Source organism: Xanthomonas sp. NCPPB 2933, assembly GCF_056725225.1.
In genome coordinates this window covers 2,580,773-2,600,098 of sequence record NZ_CM161518.1, presented here as the reverse complement: position 1 = coordinate 2,600,098, position 19,326 = coordinate 2,580,773, and the positions used below count along the sequence as shown (strand labels likewise).

The 19,326-nt window shown below is 64.3% G+C and carries 12 protein-coding genes, 5 tRNA genes and 1 pseudogene; 13 read left to right on the top strand and 5 right to left on the bottom strand.

Features of this window, described 5'->3' with window-relative positions:
* Nucleotides 1-372: 372 nt before the first annotated feature.
* From zwf to AC1PLU_RS10710, 5 genes are all read left to right on the top strand, one after another.
* On the top strand, nt 373-1,803 hold the full coding sequence (gene zwf / locus AC1PLU_RS10730) for a glucose-6-phosphate dehydrogenase (RefSeq protein WP_481108406.1): 1,431 nt from the start codon (nt 373-375) through the stop codon (nt 1,801-1,803).
* The gene (gene glk, locus AC1PLU_RS10725; protein ID WP_481108405.1) at nt 1,800-2,807 is read left to right on the top strand and encodes a glucokinase; all 1,008 of its coding nucleotides are present in this window, start codon (nt 1,800-1,802) and stop codon (nt 2,805-2,807) included. Before zwf ends, glk begins: the two co-directional genes overlap by 4 nt.
* The gene (gene pgl, locus AC1PLU_RS10720; protein ID WP_481108404.1) at nt 2,804-3,523 is read left to right on the top strand and encodes a 6-phosphogluconolactonase; all 720 of its coding nucleotides are present in this window, start codon (nt 2,804-2,806) and stop codon (nt 3,521-3,523) included. The genes glk and pgl overlap by 4 nt, the downstream gene beginning before the upstream one ends.
* Before the next feature lie 101 nt (nt 3,524-3,624).
* Nucleotides 3,625-5,541 carry a phosphogluconate dehydratase gene (gene edd / locus AC1PLU_RS10715; RefSeq protein ID WP_023904101.1) on the top strand — a complete coding sequence of 639 codons (1,917 nt, stop codon included), beginning with the start codon at nt 3,625-3,627 and terminating at the stop codon, nt 5,539-5,541.
* A gap of 51 nt (nt 5,542-5,592) precedes the next feature.
* The gene (locus tag AC1PLU_RS10710; protein WP_023904102.1) at nt 5,593-6,252 is read left to right on the top strand and encodes a bifunctional 4-hydroxy-2-oxoglutarate aldolase/2-dehydro-3-deoxy-phosphogluconate aldolase; all 660 of its coding nucleotides are present in this window, start codon (nt 5,593-5,595) and stop codon (nt 6,250-6,252) included.
* A gap of 1,364 nt (nt 6,253-7,616) precedes the next feature.
* Here the strand turns inward: AC1PLU_RS10710 and AC1PLU_RS10705 are convergent.
* From AC1PLU_RS10705 to AC1PLU_RS10695, 3 genes are read right to left on the bottom strand one after another with little or no spacing between them, the layout of a single operon-like run.
* Nucleotides 7,617-10,703, bottom strand: a complete 3,087-nt coding sequence (locus AC1PLU_RS10705) for an efflux RND transporter permease subunit (RefSeq protein ID WP_481108403.1) — start codon at nt 10,701-10,703, stop codon at nt 7,617-7,619.
* Nucleotides 10,700-14,212, bottom strand: a complete 3,513-nt coding sequence (locus AC1PLU_RS10700; protein WP_481093318.1) for an efflux RND transporter permease subunit — start codon at nt 14,210-14,212, stop codon at nt 10,700-10,702. Before AC1PLU_RS10700 ends, AC1PLU_RS10705 begins: the two co-directional genes overlap by 4 nt.
* A complete protein-coding gene (locus tag AC1PLU_RS10695; RefSeq protein WP_481108402.1) occupies nt 14,209-15,354 on the bottom strand; it encodes an efflux RND transporter periplasmic adaptor subunit in 1,146 nt (381 codons plus the stop codon). The genes AC1PLU_RS10700 and AC1PLU_RS10695 overlap by 4 nt, the downstream gene beginning before the upstream one ends.
* A gap of 205 nt (nt 15,355-15,559) precedes the next feature.
* Here AC1PLU_RS10695 and AC1PLU_RS10690 point away from each other — a divergent pair, with 205 nt between their 5' ends.
* From AC1PLU_RS10690 to AC1PLU_RS10665, 6 genes are all read left to right on the top strand, one after another.
* Nucleotides 15,560-15,952, top strand: a complete 393-nt coding sequence (locus AC1PLU_RS10690; RefSeq protein WP_481108401.1) for a c-type cytochrome — start codon at nt 15,560-15,562, stop codon at nt 15,950-15,952.
* Between the two features lie 8 nt (nt 15,953-15,960).
* Nucleotides 15,961-16,422 (top strand): c-type cytochrome, encoded by a 462-nt coding sequence (locus AC1PLU_RS10685; RefSeq protein ID WP_006452401.1) that lies wholly within the window; start codon nt 15,961-15,963, stop codon nt 16,420-16,422.
* Between the two features lie 105 nt (nt 16,423-16,527).
* A tRNA-Ala gene (locus AC1PLU_RS10680) sits at nt 16,528-16,603 on the top strand.
* 46 nt (nt 16,604-16,649) lie between these two features.
* Nucleotides 16,650-16,725 (top strand) — tRNA-Glu (locus tag AC1PLU_RS10675).
* A gap of 180 nt (nt 16,726-16,905) precedes the next feature.
* Nucleotides 16,906-16,981, top strand: a tRNA-Ala gene (locus AC1PLU_RS10670).
* A gap of 48 nt (nt 16,982-17,029) precedes the next feature.
* A tRNA-Glu gene (locus AC1PLU_RS10665) sits at nt 17,030-17,105 on the top strand.
* Between the two features lie 80 nt (nt 17,106-17,185).
* Here AC1PLU_RS10665 and AC1PLU_RS10660 read toward each other — a convergent pair.
* Together AC1PLU_RS10660 and AC1PLU_RS10655 are read right to left on the bottom strand one after the other, a co-directional pair.
* Nucleotides 17,186-17,362, bottom strand: coding sequence for a hypothetical protein (locus tag AC1PLU_RS10660; RefSeq protein WP_104550866.1), 177 nt, complete (start codon nt 17,360-17,362; stop codon nt 17,186-17,188).
* 365 nt (nt 17,363-17,727) lie between these two features.
* Nucleotides 17,728-17,814 (bottom strand) — tRNA-Leu (locus AC1PLU_RS10655).
* Nucleotides 17,815-17,953: 139 nt separating this feature from the next.
* Between AC1PLU_RS10655 and AC1PLU_RS10650 the strand changes: the two genes are divergently transcribed.
* Entirely contained in the window at nt 17,954-18,334 is a 381-nt protein-coding gene (locus AC1PLU_RS10650; protein ID WP_023904110.1) for a response regulator, read from the top strand.
* 202 nt (nt 18,335-18,536) lie between these two features.
* Nucleotides 18,537-19,289, top strand: a pseudogene (locus AC1PLU_RS10645) (PAS domain-containing protein); the annotation flags it as partial.
* Between the last annotated feature and the right edge of the window lie 37 nt (nt 19,290-19,326).

The following is a 19,326-nucleotide window of genomic DNA, read 5'->3' as shown; positions in this document are numbered from 1 at the left end:
CGGTGACGCCACATGCGCCTGCAAGGAAATCTCCTGCAAACGAATGCATTGGTTTATTCTGACATGTAATCGTTTTCACATGGCAACATCGATCTCGGGAGGGACCATGACGCCAGTTACCCACGCCGCTGTTTCAAGCGGTGCAGCCTACCGTGCGAGGCCAGGCATTTCGCCACGCATGTGCAGGTCTACCGCCGCAGCGCTAACCGCTGACGGCCACTTGCTGCAACAATCGGGGATTGGGCGTGCGCGTCCATCCTCCGCTGCGCGCACGTCAGTGTCGCTCAGGAACAGACGTACCGACCGCCGGCTGTCCGGCGCCTTTCCGACAAGCTGCTGATAACGATGTCTCCAGAATCTGAAATTCGGTCCATGCACAACACCCTGATCCTGTTCGGCGCCACCGGCGATCTTGCCCAGCGCTATCTGTTTCCTTCCCTGTTGCGGTTGTTCGTCGACGGCCTGCTGCCGGAGGATTTCCGTATCCGTGCGCTGGCGTTGTCGCCGCACGACACCGAGGCCTTCCGCGAGGTGCTGCGGCCGCGTCTGACCCAGGCCTTGCCGATCGCCACGCCCGAACAGATCGAAACGCTGCTGCAGCGGGTCGACTACCGCTCGGTGGATCTGCGCGATGCCGAATCGGTGGCCAACGCCGTGCGCGAGCTGTCCAGCCGCCAGTGCGTGAGCTACCTGGCGATTCCGCCGGGCCTGTACATCAGCACCTGTCAGGGTCTGGCCCTGGGTGGTGCGCTGGCCGCCCCGCATCGATTGATGCTGGAAAAGCCGATCGGCCACGATTCGGATAGCGCGCTCGAGATTTTGCAGTCGATCGGCGCGCTGATCGACGAAGACCGCGTGTTCCGCCTAGACCATTACCTGGGCAAGGCGGCGGTACAGAACCTGATCGCACTGCGCTTCGGCAATACGCTGCTGGAGGCGGTGTGGAACCGCACCTACATCGAGTCGGTGCAGATCCTGGTGGCCGAAAGCGAAGGCGTGGACGGGCGCGATGCCTATTACGCCCGCTCCGGCGCACTGCGCGACATGGTGCAGAGCCATATCCTGCAGCTGCTGTGTCTGGTGGCGATGGAGCCGCCGGCGTCGCTGGAAGCCGACCGCATCCGCGACGAGAAGGTCAAGGTACTGCGCGCCCTGCGCCCGATGACCGCCGAACACGCCGCCCATGACAGCGTACGCGGCCGCTACACCGCCGGCAGCATCAACGGCCAGCCGGCGCAGGCCTATCACCCGCCGGAAGGCAGCGATGTAGAGACCTTCGTTGCGGTGACCGCGCATATCGACAACTGGCGTTGGGCCGGCGTGCCGTTCCACCTGTGCACCGGCAAGCGCCTGGCCGAGCGTTCCACCCGCATCGTGGTCACGCTCAAGCCGGTGACGCATTGGTTGTTCGAGCGCCCGGATCGCCAGAACGCGGTGCCTAATCGTCTGACCTTCCAGCTGCAGCCGCAGGAAAATATCGAACTCGGCCTGATGAGCAGTCTGGCCGGCCCGGAATGGGGCGCGATCGAACTGCAGCCGCTGGAACTGGAATTGTCGGTCCCGACCGGCCTGCACCGCCGCATCGCGTACGAGCGCCTGTTCGTGGATGCCTTCAACGGCAACCCGGCGCTGTTCGTGCGCGATGACGAGGTCAAGGCGGCCTGGTCGTGGATCGACAGCGTCAGCGATGCCTGGAAAGACGCGCAGTTGCCGCTTCAGACCTACCCGGCCGGCAGTTGGGGACCCGAGAGCGCGGCGCCCTTCCTGCCCCCGGCCACCGACGCACAGGGATACACCGCATGACCGCTCCTTCCAAGCCGGTGCTGGTTGCCGATATCGGCGGAACCAATGCGCGCTTCGCGCTGGCCGACGTCGACGCCTCGGTACCGCTGCTGGATGACACCTCGCGCGAATTTGCGGTGGTCGATTTCGGTTCGCTCGGCGAAGCCGCACGGTATTACCTCGACCAGATCGGCGTGCAGGCTACCCAGGGCGTATTCGCCGTGGCTGGCCGCGTGGATGGCGACGAGGCGCGCATCACCAACCACCCATGGGTGATCTCGCGCTCGCGCACCGCTGCCATGCTGGGCTTCAGCACCCTGCACCTGATCAACGATTTTGCCGCGCAGGCCATGGCGATCAGCCTGCTGCGTCCGCAGGACGTGGTGCAGGTGGGCGGCGCCAGCTGGCAGCCGGCGGCGATCGATCAACCGCGCAATTACGGGGTGATCGGCCCCGGCACTGGCCTGGGTGTGGGCGGCCTGATCGTGCGCAACGGGCGCTGTTTTCCGCTGGAAACCGAAGGCGGCCATGTCAGCTTTCCGCCGGGTACGCCGGAAGAAATCCGCATCCTGGAAATCCTCTCCGAGCAGTTCGGCCGGGTTTCCAACGAGCGCCTGATCTGTGGGCCGGGCCTAGTCAACATCCATCGTGCGCTCAGCGAGATCGCCGGGGTCGACCCGGGCCCGCTGCAGCCCAAGGACATCACCGCGCGTGCGGCTGCGGGCGACCCGCGCTCGTCGCGCACCATCGATCTGTTCTGCGCCATCTTCGGTGCGATCGCTGGCGACATGGTGTTGATGCAGGGCGCCTGGGATGGCGTGTTCCTCACCGGCGGGCTGGTGCCCAAGGTGCTGGATTCGCTGCAGCATTCCGGTTTCCGCCAGCGCTTCGAACACAAGGGACGCTTCTCCGCGATCATGTCGCGGGTGCCGTCGCTGGCCGTCATGCATCCGCATGCCGGCCTGCTCGGCGCCGCCGCGTATGCGGTGGATGCGCAGCGTCAGCATCCAGGAGAGCAGCGATGAGCCTGCAGGACAATCCGCGCATCACCTTGGTGCGCTACGAAGACCCGGCCGAATGGACCGAGGCGGTGGCCAGCGAGATGGCCGATCTGCTGGAGAAGGAGATTTCGCGCCGCGGTCAGGCGCGCATGCTGCTGTCCGGCGGCACCACGCCGGCGCCGGTGTACGAATCCCTCGCCCACCGTTCGCTGGACTGGTCGCGGGTGGAAGTGGGCCTGGTCGATGAGCGCTGGCTGTCGCCGCAGGATCAGGACAGCAATGCCTGGCTGGTGAATCACAGCTTCCTGAGCCATGCGCCGGCAGCGACCTTCATCCCGCTGGTGCGCCCGGGCAAGCAGTTGCCCGAGTGCGTGCACACCGCGAACCTGCAGGCCACGCATGCCGAACCCGCCTGCCTGGCGGTGCTGGGCATGGGCGGCGATGGGCATACCGCCTCGCTGTTTCCCGGCGCCACCGATCTGCCCAAGGCGTTGGCCAGCCCGCAGCCGTACGCTTCACTGGATGCCACCGGCTGCCCGGGCTCCAATCAGTGGCCGCTGCGCATCACGCTGACGCCGGCCGGGCTCGCTGCGATCCCGACCCGCCTGCTATTGCTGCGCGGAAAGCAGAAGCTCGACGTGCTGCAAGCCGCATTGGCGGGTGACGATGTCAGCGAATATCCGATCCGGGTGGCGTTACAGCAGCCGGGTCCGCGTTTGCGGGTGCATTGGTGTGCTTGAGTGCGAATCATTAATGCGAGTCCCTCGCAACAGCCCGCACATCCGTGTGCGGGGAATTAAAACAGCATTTTCTTCCCCCCGTTTCTCATAGCCGGTAGCCAATGAGCCTGCATCCGAATATCCAAGCTGTCACCGACCGTATCCGCAAGCGCAGCGCGCCGTCGCGCGCGGCGTATCTGGCCGGTCTCGATGCCGCCCTGCGTGAGGGCCCGTTCCGTAGCCGTTTGAGCTGCGGCAACCTTGCGCATGGGTTTGCCGCGTCCGAGCCGACCGACAAGTCGCGCCTGCGTGGTGCGGCCACGCCCAACCTCGGCATCATCACCGCCTACAACGACATGCTGTCGGCGCATCAGCCGTTCGAGCATTACCCGCAGCTGATCCGCGAGACCGCGCGGGCGCTCGGTGCCACCGCGCAGGTCGCCGGCGGTGTGCCGGCGATGTGCGACGGCGTGACCCAGGGCCGTGCCGGCATGGAGCTGTCGCTGTTCTCGCGCGACAACATCGCCCAGGCCGCGGCCATCGGCCTCAGCCACGACATGTTCGACAGCGTGGTGTATCTGGGCGTGTGCGACAAGATCGTCCCGGGCTTGCTGATCGGCGCGCTGGCGTTCGGGCATCTGCCGGCGCTGTTCATGCCGGCCGGCCCGATGACGCCGGGCATTCCGAACAAACAGAAGGCCGAAGTGCGCGAGCGCTATGCCGCCGGCGAAGCCACCCGCGCCGAGCTGCTGGAGGCCGAGTCGTCGTCTTACCACTCGCCCGGCACCTGCACCTTCTACGGCACCGCCAACTCCAACCAGGTGTTGCTCGAAGCGATGGGCGTGCAGTTGCCCGGCGCCTCGTTCGTCAACCCGGAACTGCCGTTGCGCGATGCGCTGACGCGTGAGGGGACCGCGCGTGCGCTGGCGATTTCCGGATTGGGTCAGGACTTCCGCCCGTTCGGCCGCCTGATCGACGAGCGCGCCATCGTCAACGCCGTGGTCGCGCTGATGGCCACCGGCGGTTCGACCAACCACACCATCCACTGGATTGCGGTGGCGCGCGCGGCCGGCATCGTGCTGACCTGGGACGACATGGATCTGATCTCGCAGACCGTGCCGCTGCTGACCCGCGTCTACCCGAACGGCGAAGCCGACGTGAACCGCTTCCAGGCCGCTGGCGGCACGGCATTCGTGTTCCGCGAGCTGATGGACGCCGGCATGATGCACGACGACATCCCCACCGTGGTCGAAGGCGGCATGCGTGCCTACGCCAACGAGCCGCGGCTGCAGGACGGCAAGGTCGTGTACGTGCCCGGCACTGCGACCACCGCCGACGACAGCGTGGCGCGTCCGGTCAGCGCCGCATTCGAATCGCAAGGCGGGCTGCGTCTGCTGCGCGGCAATCTCGGCCGCTCGCTGATCAAGCTGTCGGCGGTCAAGCCGCAACACCGCACCATCGAGGCGCCGGCGGTAGTGATCGATACCCCGCAGGTGCTCAACAAACTGCATGCCGCCGGTGTGCTGCCGCACGATTTTGTGGTGGTGCTGCGCTATCAGGGCCCACGCGCCAACGGCATGCCGGAATTGCATTCGATGGCACCGCTGCTGGGCCTGCTGCAGAACCAGGGCCGGCGTGTGGCGCTGGTCACCGACGGCCGTTTGTCCGGCGCCTCGGGCAAATTCCCGGCCGCGATCCACATGACCCCGGAAGCCGCACGCGGCGGTCCGATCGGGCGCGTGCGCGAAGGCGACATCGTGCGCCTGGATGGCGAAGCCGGCACGCTGGAAGTGCTGGTCTCGGCCGAAGAATGGGCATCGCGCGAAGTCGCACCGAACACCACGGTGGCCGGCAATGACCTGGGCCGCAACCTGTTCGGCATCAACCGCCAGGTCGTGGGCCCGGCCGACCAGGGCGCGATCTCGATTTCCTGTGGCCCGACCCATCAGGACGGCGCGCTGTGGAGCTACGACGCCGAGTACGAACTCGGTGCCGATGCTGCCGCAGCTGCCGCGCCGCACGAGTCCAAGGACGCCTGATCCCCTTCCCTCTCAGCGACCGCCTGGCGGTCGCCGTCTAACGGAGTTGCAATGACGATTGCCCAGACCCAGAACACCGCCGAACAGCTGCTGCGCGACGCCGGCATCCTGCCGGTGGTTACCGTGGACACGCTGGACCAGGCGCGCCGCGTCGCCGATGCGCTGCTCGAAGGCGGCCTGCCCGCGATCGAGCTGACCCTGCGCACCCCGATCGCGATCGAAGCGCTGGCCATGCTCAAGCGCGAGCTACCCAACATCGTGATCGGCGCCGGCACCGTGCTGAGCGAGCTGCAACTGCGTCAGTCGGTGGATGCCGGTGCGGACTTTCTGGTCACCCCAGGCACCCCCGCGCCGCTGGCACGCCTGCTCGCCGACGCGCCGATCCCGGCCGTGCCTGGCGCGGCCACGCCGACCGAACTGCTGACCCTGATGGGCCTGGGCTTCCGCGTGTGCAAGCTGTTCCCGGCCACCGCCGTGGGTGGCTTGCAGATGCTCAAAGGCCTGGCAGGTCCGCTGTCCGAGCTCAAGTTGTGCCCCACCGGAGGCATCAGCGAAGCCAACGCGGCAGAGTTCCTGTCGCAGCCGAACGTGGTGTGCATCGGCGGCTCGTGGATGGTGCCCAAAGACTGGTTGGCCCAGGGTCAGTGGGACAAGGTCAAGGAAAGCTCGGCCAAGGCGGCGGCGATCGTTCGACAGGTGCGTGCGGGCTGATTTCTGGGCGCCGCATCCAGCGGCTTGTAAGGCCGGGCTTCTGCGTGAAGAAAGCTGGTTGCTCGATGAAAGCCTGATTGGCTGGCGCCTTGATCTTGTGCGTGGGAGCGGCCCGCGGGCGCCGGGGCAGGACACGCCGTGAACCCATCCATGGGGGCTCTTACACGACATCCATGTCGTGTAAGGTCCTGCCCCGGCGCCCGCGAACCACTCTTCGAATGTTCCTATGTTGGCGGAACGTAGAGCAGCGATTACTGTCGGGCACGCTCCGCCGCCAAGCTTTGAAAAATTGCCTTACCTGATCAAGATCATGATGGCGACTCGCCGAGGCGGCAGCGTGGCTGGGGATTGGCGGAGAGCGGCACAGGGATGTGCCGCGGCGGCGAGTCAGACAGGATGTCTGACCGAGCCGAGGAGCCGATCCCCGGCCGCGCTGCTGCCGCTTACCGAAGCCAGTAATCAACTGCCGCGGACTTGGCAGTACGCGACCGTACCCTCACCCAAACCCCTCTCCCGGCGGGAGAGGGGCTTCAGGCGGCTCATGACGTTCAAGACTCGAGCGCTACGTGGCGGTGGCGTTTTCGGCGTACCACGACACACCAACAGATCCCTGATCTGCTGCTGTCATCGAGAATCCCGTAGGTCTTGAAACAGGATGGAGAATTCGCTTGCCTTGACTAGTGCATGACAGCGACTTGCCGAGGCGGCAGCGTGGCCGGGGATTGGCGGAGAGCGGCACAGGGATGTGCCGCGCGGCGAGTCAGACAGGATGTCTGACCGAGCCGAGGAGCCAGTCCCCGGTCGCGCTGCCGCCACTCACCGACGCCAGTAACCAACAGCCGCGCACTTGTCAGTACCCGGGAACCGTACCCTCACCCCAACCCCTCTCCCGGCGGGAGAGGGGCTTCAGGCGGCTCATGACGTTCAAGACTCTAGCGCTACGTAGCGGTGGCGTTCGACGCACCACGACACGCCAACAGATCCCTGATCTGCTGCTGTCATCGAGAATCGCGTATGTCTTGAAACAGGATGGAGAATTCGCTTGCCTTGACTAGTGCATGACAGCGACTTGCCGAGGCGACAGCGTGGCCGGGGATTGGCGGAGAGCGGCACAGGGATGTGCCGCGGCGGCGAGTCAGACAGGATGTCTGACCGAGCCGAGGAGCCAGTCCCCGGCCGCGCTGGCGCCGCTTACCGAAGTCCGCGGCTCGCAGGCGAGGGCCTGATCGTACTCTGGAAAACCGTACCCTCACCCCAACCCCTCTCCCGACGGGAGAGGGGCTTTATGTACCTGGCGTTGTTTGAAGACTCCAGCACATTGGTCGATGACTTATGCCATGAAAGACCTCGGCACGATTGACTGCTCATGACTCCAAAGCAGCGCTCGCCTGCGTCGTCTTCGGCAGACCGCGCGCACGTCGTACCAGCGCTGCTGCGCCGTTGCTCATGTCATCGAGAATCGCGTAGATCGTCGGCAGGAACAGCAGGCTCACTACCGTCGAAAACGCCAACCCGCCCGCGATCGCGCGGGCCATCGGGAAGTACGGTGGGCCATCGCTGAACATCGTGGTGCTGGTCAGCGAGATCGGCACCATCGCCAGGATCGCCGTGCCCATTGTCATCATGATCGGCCGCAAGCGCTCGCGTGAGCCTTCGATCAACGCCTGCGTGCGGCCCATGCCGCGGCGGCGCAGATTATTGATGTGCTCGATCATCACGATGCCGTTGTTCACCACCACCCCCATCAGCACCAGAATGCCGATGAAGGACATGATGCCGAACGAGGTGCCGGTGATCCAGAACAGCCAGAACACCCCGAAAATCGAAAACAGCACGCCACTCATGATCGCTGCAGGAAACAGCAGCGACTCGAACACTGCCGCCATCACCACGTAAATCATCACCAGCGCGATCACCAGATTGAACACCATCTGGCCCATCGCTTCGCCGTCGTTCTGATAATCGCCGCCGTCGAAGGTATAGCTGTAACCGGCCGGGAAGCTCATCGCCTTGAGCGGTTTTTCCATCGCCGCGCGTGCCTCGGGCACGGTCACCTTTTCGGCCAGATTGGCCTTGATGGTCAACGTTGTCTGCCGATTGGTGCGGCCGATCTGCGTCGCCGCCGGGCGAATCTGCACGTCCACCAGACTGAGCAACGGTACGCTGCGGCCATCTTTGGTACGCACCGTGAAGCTGGCCAAGTCTTCCGGCTTGCTCTGTTCGGCGCCGGCAAACCGCACCCATACCGGCACCTCGTTGTCGCCGCGGCGGAACTCGCGTAGCGGTGTGCCGCGCAGTGCCAGCCCGACGAAACTCGCCACCTGCTCGGCACTGAAACCGAAGGCCGCCGCGCGCTCGCGGTCCACCCGGATCGCCAACTCACTGGTGCGGTCGCCGGTGTCCACGTGCACATCGCGCAACTCTTTGCGCTGTGCCAGCAATGGAATCACGTCGTCAGCCAGCGCCTGCAATGCCTGGGTCGAATCGCCGACCAACTGCACCTGCACGCCTTGATTGCCGCTGCCGCCATCGCCCTGGTTGCCGATGCTGTAGTCGGCGCGCGCCGAACGCGGCAGGGCCTTGCGGATCTGCTCAAGCAATGCGGGCAGGTCTTTGACCTTGCTCGCGTCAAAGGTCACCGTGGTGCTGCTGCCTTCCACCTCGCTGAACCACGAATACACCTGGGTGATGTGGTACTTGTCGCGATTGGCTTCCAGAAAGTTTTCGACCCGTCCGATTTCCTCGCCGAGCTGCTCATGTGTGTACGAGCCTTTCCATTGGTACTGGATGAAGGCCTCGTTGCCGCCATCGCCGCCGAACATGTCCACCTTGGTCAACTTCATCGGCACCAGGCTGATCGCGCTCACCAACACGATACCGGCCACGCTCCAGCCGCGATGGGCAAGCGTCCATGCCAGCACCTTGGCGTAGCGCCGCTGCAGCCGCGCGATCACGCCATGTTCGGAAGTCACCATCGGCGGTGTCTTCATGCGCGCCGACAACATCGGAATCAGGCTGATCGCCACCAGCCACGAGGCCAGCAGCGACACCGAAATGGTGATCGCGATCTGCGCCATGAAGATGCTGATGTTGTTGGTTTCGCCGAACAGATTGGGCACGAACACGATGCAGTGACACAAGGTGCCGGCACTGAGCGCGATCGCCACGCTGCGCGTGCCCAGCAGCGCAGCCAGCTGCGGTTGGCCGGGCATGCGCTCGCGTTCCTGATAGATGCTTTCCACCACCACCACCGCATTGTCGACCAACATGCCGACCGCCAGCAGCAAGCCCATCATCGTGAGGATGTTGAGCGTGACGCCGACGAAGTACATGAAGCCCAGCGTGATCGCAAAGCAGATCGGAATCGCCAGCGTCACCATCAGCGTCGAGGGCCAATGCCGCAGGAAGAAGAACAACACCGTGATCGACAACAGCAAGCCCACCGCGCCGGCTTCGGCCAGTTCGGCCAGCGATGAAGTCACCGCCTTGCCCTGGTTATCGATCACCTTGACCTGTACATCGCGCATCGCAGGCTCGGCGCGGATATCTTCGACTTCCTTCAAAGCCGCCTTGGACACGTCCACCAGGTTGGCGCTGCGCTCCTTGTAGACATCCAACCCGATCGCCGGGCGTCCATCTAGACGACGCCCATAATTCATCCGCGTCGGCTTGAGCCGCACCTCGGCGATATCGCCCAAACGCAGTCCTTTTGCGTTGAGCACCAACTCGCGCAACTCCTGCAGATCGCGCAGTTCGCCGATCGGCTGCACGCGGATGCGCTGGCCGTTGTCATCGATCTGGCCAGCAGATACCGAGAAATTGAGCTTGCTCAGACGCTCGCTCAGATCGTTGAGGCTGAGGTCGTGCGCGGTCAGCCGGTCCGGCGCGATGGCGATCTCGACCTCGTTCGGCGGTGCGCCGGAGATCTCCACCTTGGCCACGCCGGGAATCCGTTCGATACGCCGCTTGAACTCGCGGTCGAGCATGTCATACGCGCCGGTCAAGTCGGTCTGGCTGGCCAGGCGCACCTTGAGCACCGGCTCGTCGCTGCTGGACCATTTGAAGATATGGAAGCGCTGCAGATCCTCCGGAAAATCATCGCGAATGGCATCCAGCCGCTCGCGCGCATCCGATGCGGCGATGGCGATGTCGCGGTCCCAGTCGGAGAACTCGATGAAGATATTCGCGCCATCGGCGGTGGCGGTCGAGCGCATGCGCTTGATGCCGGTCATCGTCGCCAGCGCTTCCTCGGCCGGCCGCACCAGGTTGCGTTCCACCTCGTCCGGCGTAGAGCCGGTGTACGGCAGTTGCACGAACAGGAACGGTGCGGAGATATCCGGCAATGCTTCCAGCGGCAGCCGGAAGGCGGCGATCAACCCCACCACCACCAGCGACACGAAGCACATGATGGTGGTGACCGGGCGACGGATGCTGAAGGCGGCAACGCTCATAGCGCCTCCAGTCCGTCGGTGTTATCGCGCGCCTGCGCCTGCTGCCGCGCCATGCGCCGGCCGCGCTCCAGGTAGTACGCGTCCGCGCGGCGGTCCAGCAAGTCGTACACCACCGGGATCACCAGCAAGGTCAACAACGTGGACACCAGCAGGCCGCCGATCACGGTGATCGCCATCGGCGCGCGCACTTCCGCGCCCTCGCCCATCGCCACCGCCAGCGGCAGGAAGCCGAACAGCGTGCACAACGTGGTCATCACGATCGGCCGCAAGCGCGAACGTGCGCCCTCGATCAAGGCCTCGCGCTTGGGCACGCCCTCCTCGCGCAATTGGTTGACCTTGTCGATCAGGATGATCGCGTTCTTGGTCACCAGCCCCACCAGCAGGATCAAGCCGATGAAGACCACCACCGACACCGGCTTGCCGGTCATCAGCAAGGCCAGCACCGCGCCGACCATCGCCAGCGGAATGGTGAACAGGATGACGAACGGATGCAGCAGCGATTCGAACTGCGAGGCCATCACCAGATAGACCAGAAAAATCGCTAGACCAAACGCGAACAACAGCGACTTCACCGACTGCGCCAGCTCTTCGCCCTGCCCGCCGATATGCATGCCTACGCCGGCGGCCAGCGGATTGTTGCGCACCATCGACTCGACCTCGCGCACCGCACCGCCCAGATCCATGTCATGCAGGCTGGCAGAGACGATCGCCACGCGGGTCTGATCGGCGCGATGGATCTCGCTCGGCCCGGTCGTCGCCAACACCTCGGCCACCGCCGCCAGACGCACCGGTCGGCTGCTGCCCGGGTTGACGATCAGCTGCCGGATCGCCTCCACACTGGCGCGGTCGCTGTGCTGCGCACGCACCAGCACATCGATCTTGCGATCGCGAAAGCTGTAACGCGTGGCCACATCGCCGCGCACCTTCTTGACGATGACATCGGCGATCTGACGCGTGGTCAACCCCAACGCACCGGCACGTTCCTGATCGAAACGGATCTGGATTTCCGGAAAGCCTTCTTCCACTGTCGATTTGACGTCGGCGTAGTGGCCATTGGCCCGCAGCATCGCCGCCAACTTCTGCCCTGCGCGTTCCAGCTCGCCCAGATCCTGCCCACGCAGCTCCACTTCCAGCGGCGTGGAAAAGCTGAACAACGCCGGCCGCGCGAAATCCACCTGTGCCCCGGGATGCCCGACCATGCTGCTGCGCAGCCGCTCGGTGGCCGCAGCTTCCACTTCAGGACTACCGCCGCCGGCCATCACCACGGTGAGCTTGCCGATGTTCTCGCCGCTCTCGGTCGGGTTGGCATCCAGCCGCGTGCCGCTGCCGCTGACGCCATACAACGAGGCGATGCCCGGGTCCTTGTCGTGCGCCAGCTGCAACTCGCGCACCAACGCATCGGTCTGCGCCAGCGGCGTGCCGGAAGGCAGCTTCACCGTCATTTCAAAACGGTCCTGCGCCAGCTGCGGAATCAGGTCCGCGCCCAGCATCGGCACCAAGAACACCGTGCCGATAAACGCAGCGGCCGCCAGTCCCAGCACCAGGCCAGGGCGACGCAACGCCGCCGGCAGCATCGCCAGATAACCACGCTCGGCACGCCCATACGGCGCCATCGCCAGGTCGCTGGCCTTGCGCATCACCGGCGACACCACCCGCGCGATGCCACGCCAGAGCTTGACCACCGCCCACGCCGCACCGAAGAACGCATAGCGCACGCTCGCACCCGCGCCACGCCGGCCTGCGGCCACCGGCTTGAGCCAGCGCTGCTCCGGCTGCCACTGCGGATGGCTCGGCTCGTCCGGGAACGCCATCGGCGGCGCACCCTTGAGCGAACTCAGCATCGGAATCAGCGTCATCGACACCACCAGCGAGATCGCAATCGCGATCGCCACCGTCATTGCCTGGTCGCGGAACAACTGCCCGGCAATCCCTTCGACGAACACCAGCGGCAAAAACACCGCGATCGTGGTCAGCGTGGAGGCCATCACTGCCATGCTCACTTCACGGGTACCGGCGATGGCCGCATCCAGCACGCTCAAGCCACGTTCGCGCGCCTTGGCAATGCTTTCCAGCACCACGATCGAATCGTCTACCACCAGGCCGGTCGCCAACGCCAAGCCGCCCAGCGACATCACGTTGAGGCTCAGTCCCAACTGACCCATGAAGAAGAACGTGGTGATGATCGACACCGGCAACGACAGGCTGATCACAAACGTGCTCCAGCCATCGCGCAGGAACAAGAAGATGATCAGGATCGCCAGCACGCCACCGATCACCGCATCCTTCTTGACGTCGCTGATCGCATGCTCGATGAAGTGCGACTGGTCCTCGATGGTGGTGATTTCCACATCGCCGGGCACGGTCGCCTTCAACTGCTCCAACCGCTTGCGCAACGCAGCCGCCGTGGACACGGTATTGGCATCGCCTTCCTTGTAGATCGCCAGTTCCACCGTTTCCTTGCCGCCAAGGCGGATGATCGCCTCGCGTTCCTTGTAACCCTGGCGCACCTCGGCCACATCTTTCAATCGCACCGGCATGCCGCCGGCAATGCTGCTGCTGGCCGACGACGAGGTGCTCTGCACTTCGGCCGCCGCAGCCAATGCCGCCTGCGAGCCGGTGGACGCGGCAATCGCATACATCTGCTGCATCGCTGCTTCCGCTGCGCTGCCGCTGCTGCTTTGCGTGGTCACCAGCATGTTGCGGATCTCGTCCAGATCCACGAACTGGTTGACCGTGCGCACCAGATAACGCTGCGAGCCTTCTTCCAGGCGGCCACCGGAAATATTGACGTTCTCCTCCTTGAGCCGGGTGATCACGTTGTCGATCGGCAGATTGAGCTGGGCGAGTTTCTGCTGATCGATGTCGACCTGGATCTCGTCCTCCAGCCCGCCGCCGACCTTGACTGCGGCCACGCCAGCCACCGGTTCGAGCTTCTTCTTCAGATCCTCGTCGGCGTAACGACGCAAGCCGGTGAGCTGGCGAATCGCATCGCTGTCGGAGGCCGGCGCCTGCTTGGGCGACAGCGCAAGCCGCATGATCGGCTCGGTCGAGGGATTGAAGCGCAGCAATACCGGCGGCTTGGTTTCCAGCGGCAGCGACAGGGCTTCCATCTTGTCGCGCACTTCCAGGCCGGCCTGGTCCATGTTGGTGCCCCAGGCGAATTCCAGCACCACATCGCTTTGCCCGGTGCGCGAGATCGACTTGAGCTTGCGCAGGTTCTTGACCACGCCGACCGCTTCTTCCACCGGCTCGGTCACCAGCGTCTCGATTTCCGCTGGCGCCGCACCGGTGTACTCGGTGCGCACGGTCAGCGTGGGATAGCTCAGATCCGGCAGCAGATTGACCTTGAGGCTGCGCAGCGCGATCAGTCCGAACAGCAGCATGGTCACGGTGATCATCGCGATGGTCACCCGCCGCCGTGTCGCGAAGGCCACCAAACCGCCACCACCCCCGTGCAGAGGCGCGTGCGGGTCGTGCACGGGTCCGTGCGCGTTGCCGTGATCGCTCATGAGCGTTTCTCATCGCTGCCGGTGTTGTCGCCGGCTGCCGGTGCCGCCGCAGCCACCGGCTTGCGCTCAGGCTGGCCGATGATCTGCACCACGGTGCCATCGCGCAGCGCCACCTTGCCGGCGGTGACCACCTGGTCGCCTTCCTTCAGGCCTTGCCGCACTTCCAGCCACGGACCTTCGGCATAACCGAGCTTCACCGGTACCCGGCTGGCCTTGCCATTGCGCACCACGAACACTGCCGGTTCGCCATCGTCCAGCAGCGCCAGGCGCGGGATCACCAAGGCATCCTTGCGCTGGTCGTAATCGATGCGGATGCGCCCGAACATGCCCGGCTGCAGCGCTTCGGCGCCCTGGCCGAACGCACACACCACACGAAACGTGCCGCTGCCCGAATCCACCACCGGCGCGATGCGATCGACCTTGCCGATGAATTGCTGGCCCGGCAATGCGTCGGCGAGCAAGGTCACCGGCTGGCCGGATTTGAGCGTGGCCAGCTCGCGCTCGGGCACATTGAGCGTGGCTTCCAATTGCGAGTCATCGACGATGCGGAAGATCGGCGTATTGATCTGCACGAAGTTGCCGGTCTTGATCGAGCGCGAGGCGATCACCCCGGAAATCGGCGCCTGCACCGTGGTGTAGGACAACTCGAGCGATGCGAGCCGGTACTGCGCGCGGCTGTTTTCGACATCGAACTTGAGCTGGTCGACATCGGCGGCACTGACCAATTGCTGGCCGACCAGTTGCGTGGCACGGCGATAGCTGTTTTCCAGCTTGCGCAATTGCGCCTCGCTTTGCGCCACCGCCAGATGCGCGCGGTCCGGGTCCAGCCGTACCAATGCCTGGCCAGCCGACACTTTTTGCCCCTCTTCCACCATCACCGCCAACGCCACGCCGGACGTCTTGGCCACCACCTGTGCTTCGGCACGCGGCTCCAGCGCGGCGGTGCCGGTATAGCTGGCCGCCACCGCACGGCGCGCGGCCTTGGCGATTTCCACCGGCACCGCATCGACGGTTTTCTTTTCCTCGGCGGCCTTGGCTTCGCCGTCTCCGGTCTTGCAACCGCCCAGCAGCAGGCTAGTGGTGATCAACAACGCGGCGGCGCAGGTTCCGCTGCGGCCGGGCAAGAAAGAGAGTGGCGACATCGTCGTGTCCTAGTGGATGCGTGAACAGGTGTTGTAGGCAAGTAGACCACCCGAACGATCATGTCGCCAATGCGCCAAAGGTCATGGTCTGTTCAAGTTTGCCTATTCACCCCCGGTTTGCGCCGCGCCAAATCGCAGGCATACTCGGACCGGTTCGTCACGCCCCCACGTGCGGACGCTCAATCAGTCTTCCGGATACGAAACCATGCGCCCGCAGCCGCTCGCCGCTTGTCTCGCTCTGGTCGTCTTCCTGCCGTTTGGGGGCGCATCAGCGACACCGTCAATCACGCCTGCAGTTCCGTCCACGCCTGCGCCCGCCGCGGCAGTGGCAGCACCTGCAGCGCCCACCGGCAATCCGTCGAATGGCCGGCCACTGGCTTATACCTGCCAGGGCTGCCATGGCGTGACCGGCTACAAGAACGCCTACCCCAGTTATCGCGTGCCCAAGATCGGCGGCCAGTCCAGCCAGTACCTCACGCAGGCGCTGACCGAATATCGCCAGGGCAAGCGTAAACACCCGACCATGCAGGCACAGGCGCAGAGCTTTTCCGAGCAGGATATCGCCGATATCTCCGCCTACCTGTCCACCCTCAAATAAGCGCCCACATGACGAACGCCCTGTACGCTCCGCGTCTAGCCATCGCCCTGGTCGCTGCCCTGATGCTGGCGGCCTGCTCCCAATCCCAGGTGGAATCCACCGATCATTCTGCCGGCGATGCCGGCCACGCCAGCGGCGAACACGGCTCCGGCTCGTCGGCCGGCCTGCCGACCGGACGCGCTGCCGCCGGCGACAAGCTGGCTCACGCGAAAGGCAAAGCCACCGGCCAGAGCTGCGTGGATTGTCACGGCGCCGATGGCAATGCACCGATCGACCCCAGCTATCCCAAACTCGGCGGCCAGTACGGCGACTATCTTGCGCATGCCTTGCAGGCCTACCGCAGCGGTGACCGCCAACACGTGTTGATGACCGCGCAGGCCACCGCGTTGAGCGATCAGGACATCGCCGATCTGGCCGCGTATTTCGGTGCACGGCAGACGCAGTTGCGCGATCTGCACGGTGTCAATTGAGTCATAGCGTGCGTGCCGTATCGGGCGCACGCTCCGTCTCATTCCGAATGAAAAACCACTTGCGCGAACCTTAACCGGCCGCTATCATTTCGTTCTCAGTTTCGTGGGGCCATAGCTCAGCTGGGAGAGCGCCTGCATGGCATGCAGGAGGTCGGCGGTTCGATCCCGCCTGGCTCCACCACTCCTGGCATTAGGCCGTCAGGATGACAACTCAGGTTTTGATACGCGTCCCCATCGTCTAGAGGCCTAGGACACCACCCTTTCACGGTGGACACCGGGGTTCGAATCCCCGTGGGGACGCCAATCATCTGAAAGCCTCGGCACTGCCGGGGCTTTTTTTTGCGTGTTTTTACTGCGAGCACTGCGGGCGAACAGATGCATTTAGTCGATGCACACAGCGGCAGATGCATCCAGCAAATTTTTTCTACGAATTACTTCCCAAGCGCTCTCGATGTCGCTATGATTGCCGGCTCGCAACACTGCGGGGCCATAGCTCAGCTGGGAGAGCGCCTGCATGGCATGCAGGAGGTCGGCGGTTCGATCCCGCCTGGCTCCACCAAATTCTAGACATAGGCCGTCTGGAATCTACAACCAGGTTTTGATACGCGTCCCCATCGTCTAGAGGCCTAGGACACCACCCTTTCACGGTGGACACCGGGGTTCGAATCCCCGTGGGGACGCCAATCATCCAGAAGCCCCGGCACTACCGGGGCTTTTTTTTGCCTGACGTTTACGTGTGCGAACGTCTACGCAAAAAACTGCGTCAGGTCTGCCCGTCATCCAATGCCTTGCGGCCTTCGTGGGTGAGATCGATATCGCCGTCTTCGGCCTGTGTCGCGTAGCCGGCGCGCACTGCCCAATTGGCTTCTTCGTCGGCGACCGGTGTGGTGTCGTGGATGTCGCGAAGAATGCGCAGTTGCTGCGTAGAGTCAAAATCCATGGAGGCCACCTGCTTGTAAAGAGCCTTCCACGGTACGGACCGGGCGTGATGGCTGCGTGCCTGCATGTCGTTCGACAAGCATCGGGATCATCTCGCGTGCATGCGCTCGCACTGCGCCATGCCATGCCATGCCGATCATGTGCCCGCCCGTGCGAACAGAACGCACTGCGCCACAACACAGACATACGCCACATCGCACGGTTCGACCGGGGGTGCGAAAAAAGCCCCCGCACGCGACAACCTCAGCGTGCGTCATGAAGCAAATCAGCACCCCAGTCGCGCCCCCTCCATCACCACCGAACCACGCAAAGCAAAAAGCCCCTCCAAATTTCGCCGGAAGGGCTTTCGCTTGTACTGCAGTAACCTGGTGCCGAAGGTGGGACTCGAACCCACACGCTTTTAAGGGCGGCGGATTTTGAATCCGCTGCGTCTACCGATTCCGCCACTTCGGCGTGGCCGCGCAGTATAGCGAGTCGCGAGCGAAACGAACAGTGTCAGGACGTGGCTGACGAATTCAGCTGCAAGCGGGGTCTGCAACCCGTGGGCGAACCGGTGTCGATATACTGGCCGACTTACGTGGAGGAGTGGGCAATGTCGGTGTTGCGTGGAATTCGGGTACTCGTGGTCGAAAACGATGACATGAATGCCATGCTGCTCGAGTTGCAGCTCGTCCAGGCTGGCGCCGCCGTGCTGGGCCCTGTTGGAGAAGTCGCCGAAGCGTTGCAGCTGATCAATGCCGACGCGCCCGATATTGCAGTGCTGGATTACCGTCTCGGCAATGGTCAGACCAGCGAGCCGATCGCTCGGCTGTTGTCGGAGCTCGGAATTCCGTTCGTGCTGGCCACCGGTGTTGCCAGCGGCAGCATCCCGAGCGGCTTCGAACGCGGCGTGATCCTGACCAAGCCCTATTTGTCCGAAGAACTGGTCGGTGCCCTGTCCAGGGCGCGGCAGCTGAGCGACGCAAACAGCTAACGCAACGAACAGCACCACCACACGGCGCAAAGCGAGCGCGGCCGCCGTTCGAAATCCGCAGGTTTCCGCCTATGTCGCAGTCTGTGCGGGCCCGCATCTAAATGGTGGACACCTGCTGCGCTTGTCAGCTGGTCCAAAGCAGTCGCTACCACCCTGGTTGCCACTAGAATCGTGGATTGAAGGTTTACAGGCGGGCCGCCGGATGGATAGCGCCGTGTTGCCGTTTGCCGGCCTGCTGCCGGAGACGAGCGAAACTGCCGTGTTGTTGCACGCCTCCACGTGCGCTGCCGACACGTTGTTGCGCAACAGTGCGGCATTGCGCACCACCTTGTCGGTGTGTCTGCATGCGCAGGTTCCGATGCTGCTGGTCTGGGGCGAGGCATCGCATTGCGTCTATAACGACGCCTGCATTGCGTTACTGGGTGAGCGCCACCCGGCCGCATTCGGACAACCGCTTGCAACACTGACGCTTGCATCACCGACCAACGCGCGCACCTCCAACGGCGTGCGTGTCGAAGCGACGCCTGCACTGAATCTGGCAGCATGGTCGTGCAGCCCGGTGTTGGATGCCGGCGAACGCGTGGGCTCGTTGTATGTTACCGGCACGCCGGCCGCCAACATCCGGGCTGCCGGCAGCGACCCCGAGCCGCTTGCCGTGTCCGCGGCACTCGATCAATCGCCCGCCTTCATGGCGGTGCTGCGCGGACCCGACTACATCATCGAAAGCGTCAATCAACGCTTCCACGAACTGGTTGGCGAGCGGCTGCTGATTGGTCGTCCGTTGGTCGAAGCGATGCCGGAAATCGTCGACCAGGGCTATCTGGGTCTGCTCGATGAAGTGCGTCGCAGTGGCCAGCCCTTCATTGGCGAATCGATGACCGCCTACCTGCAGCGCACACCCGGCAGTGCGCTGGATGAAACCTTCGTGGATTTTCTCTATCAGCCGATGCGCGATAGCGAAGGCTGCATCGATGCGATTCTGGTGCACGGAT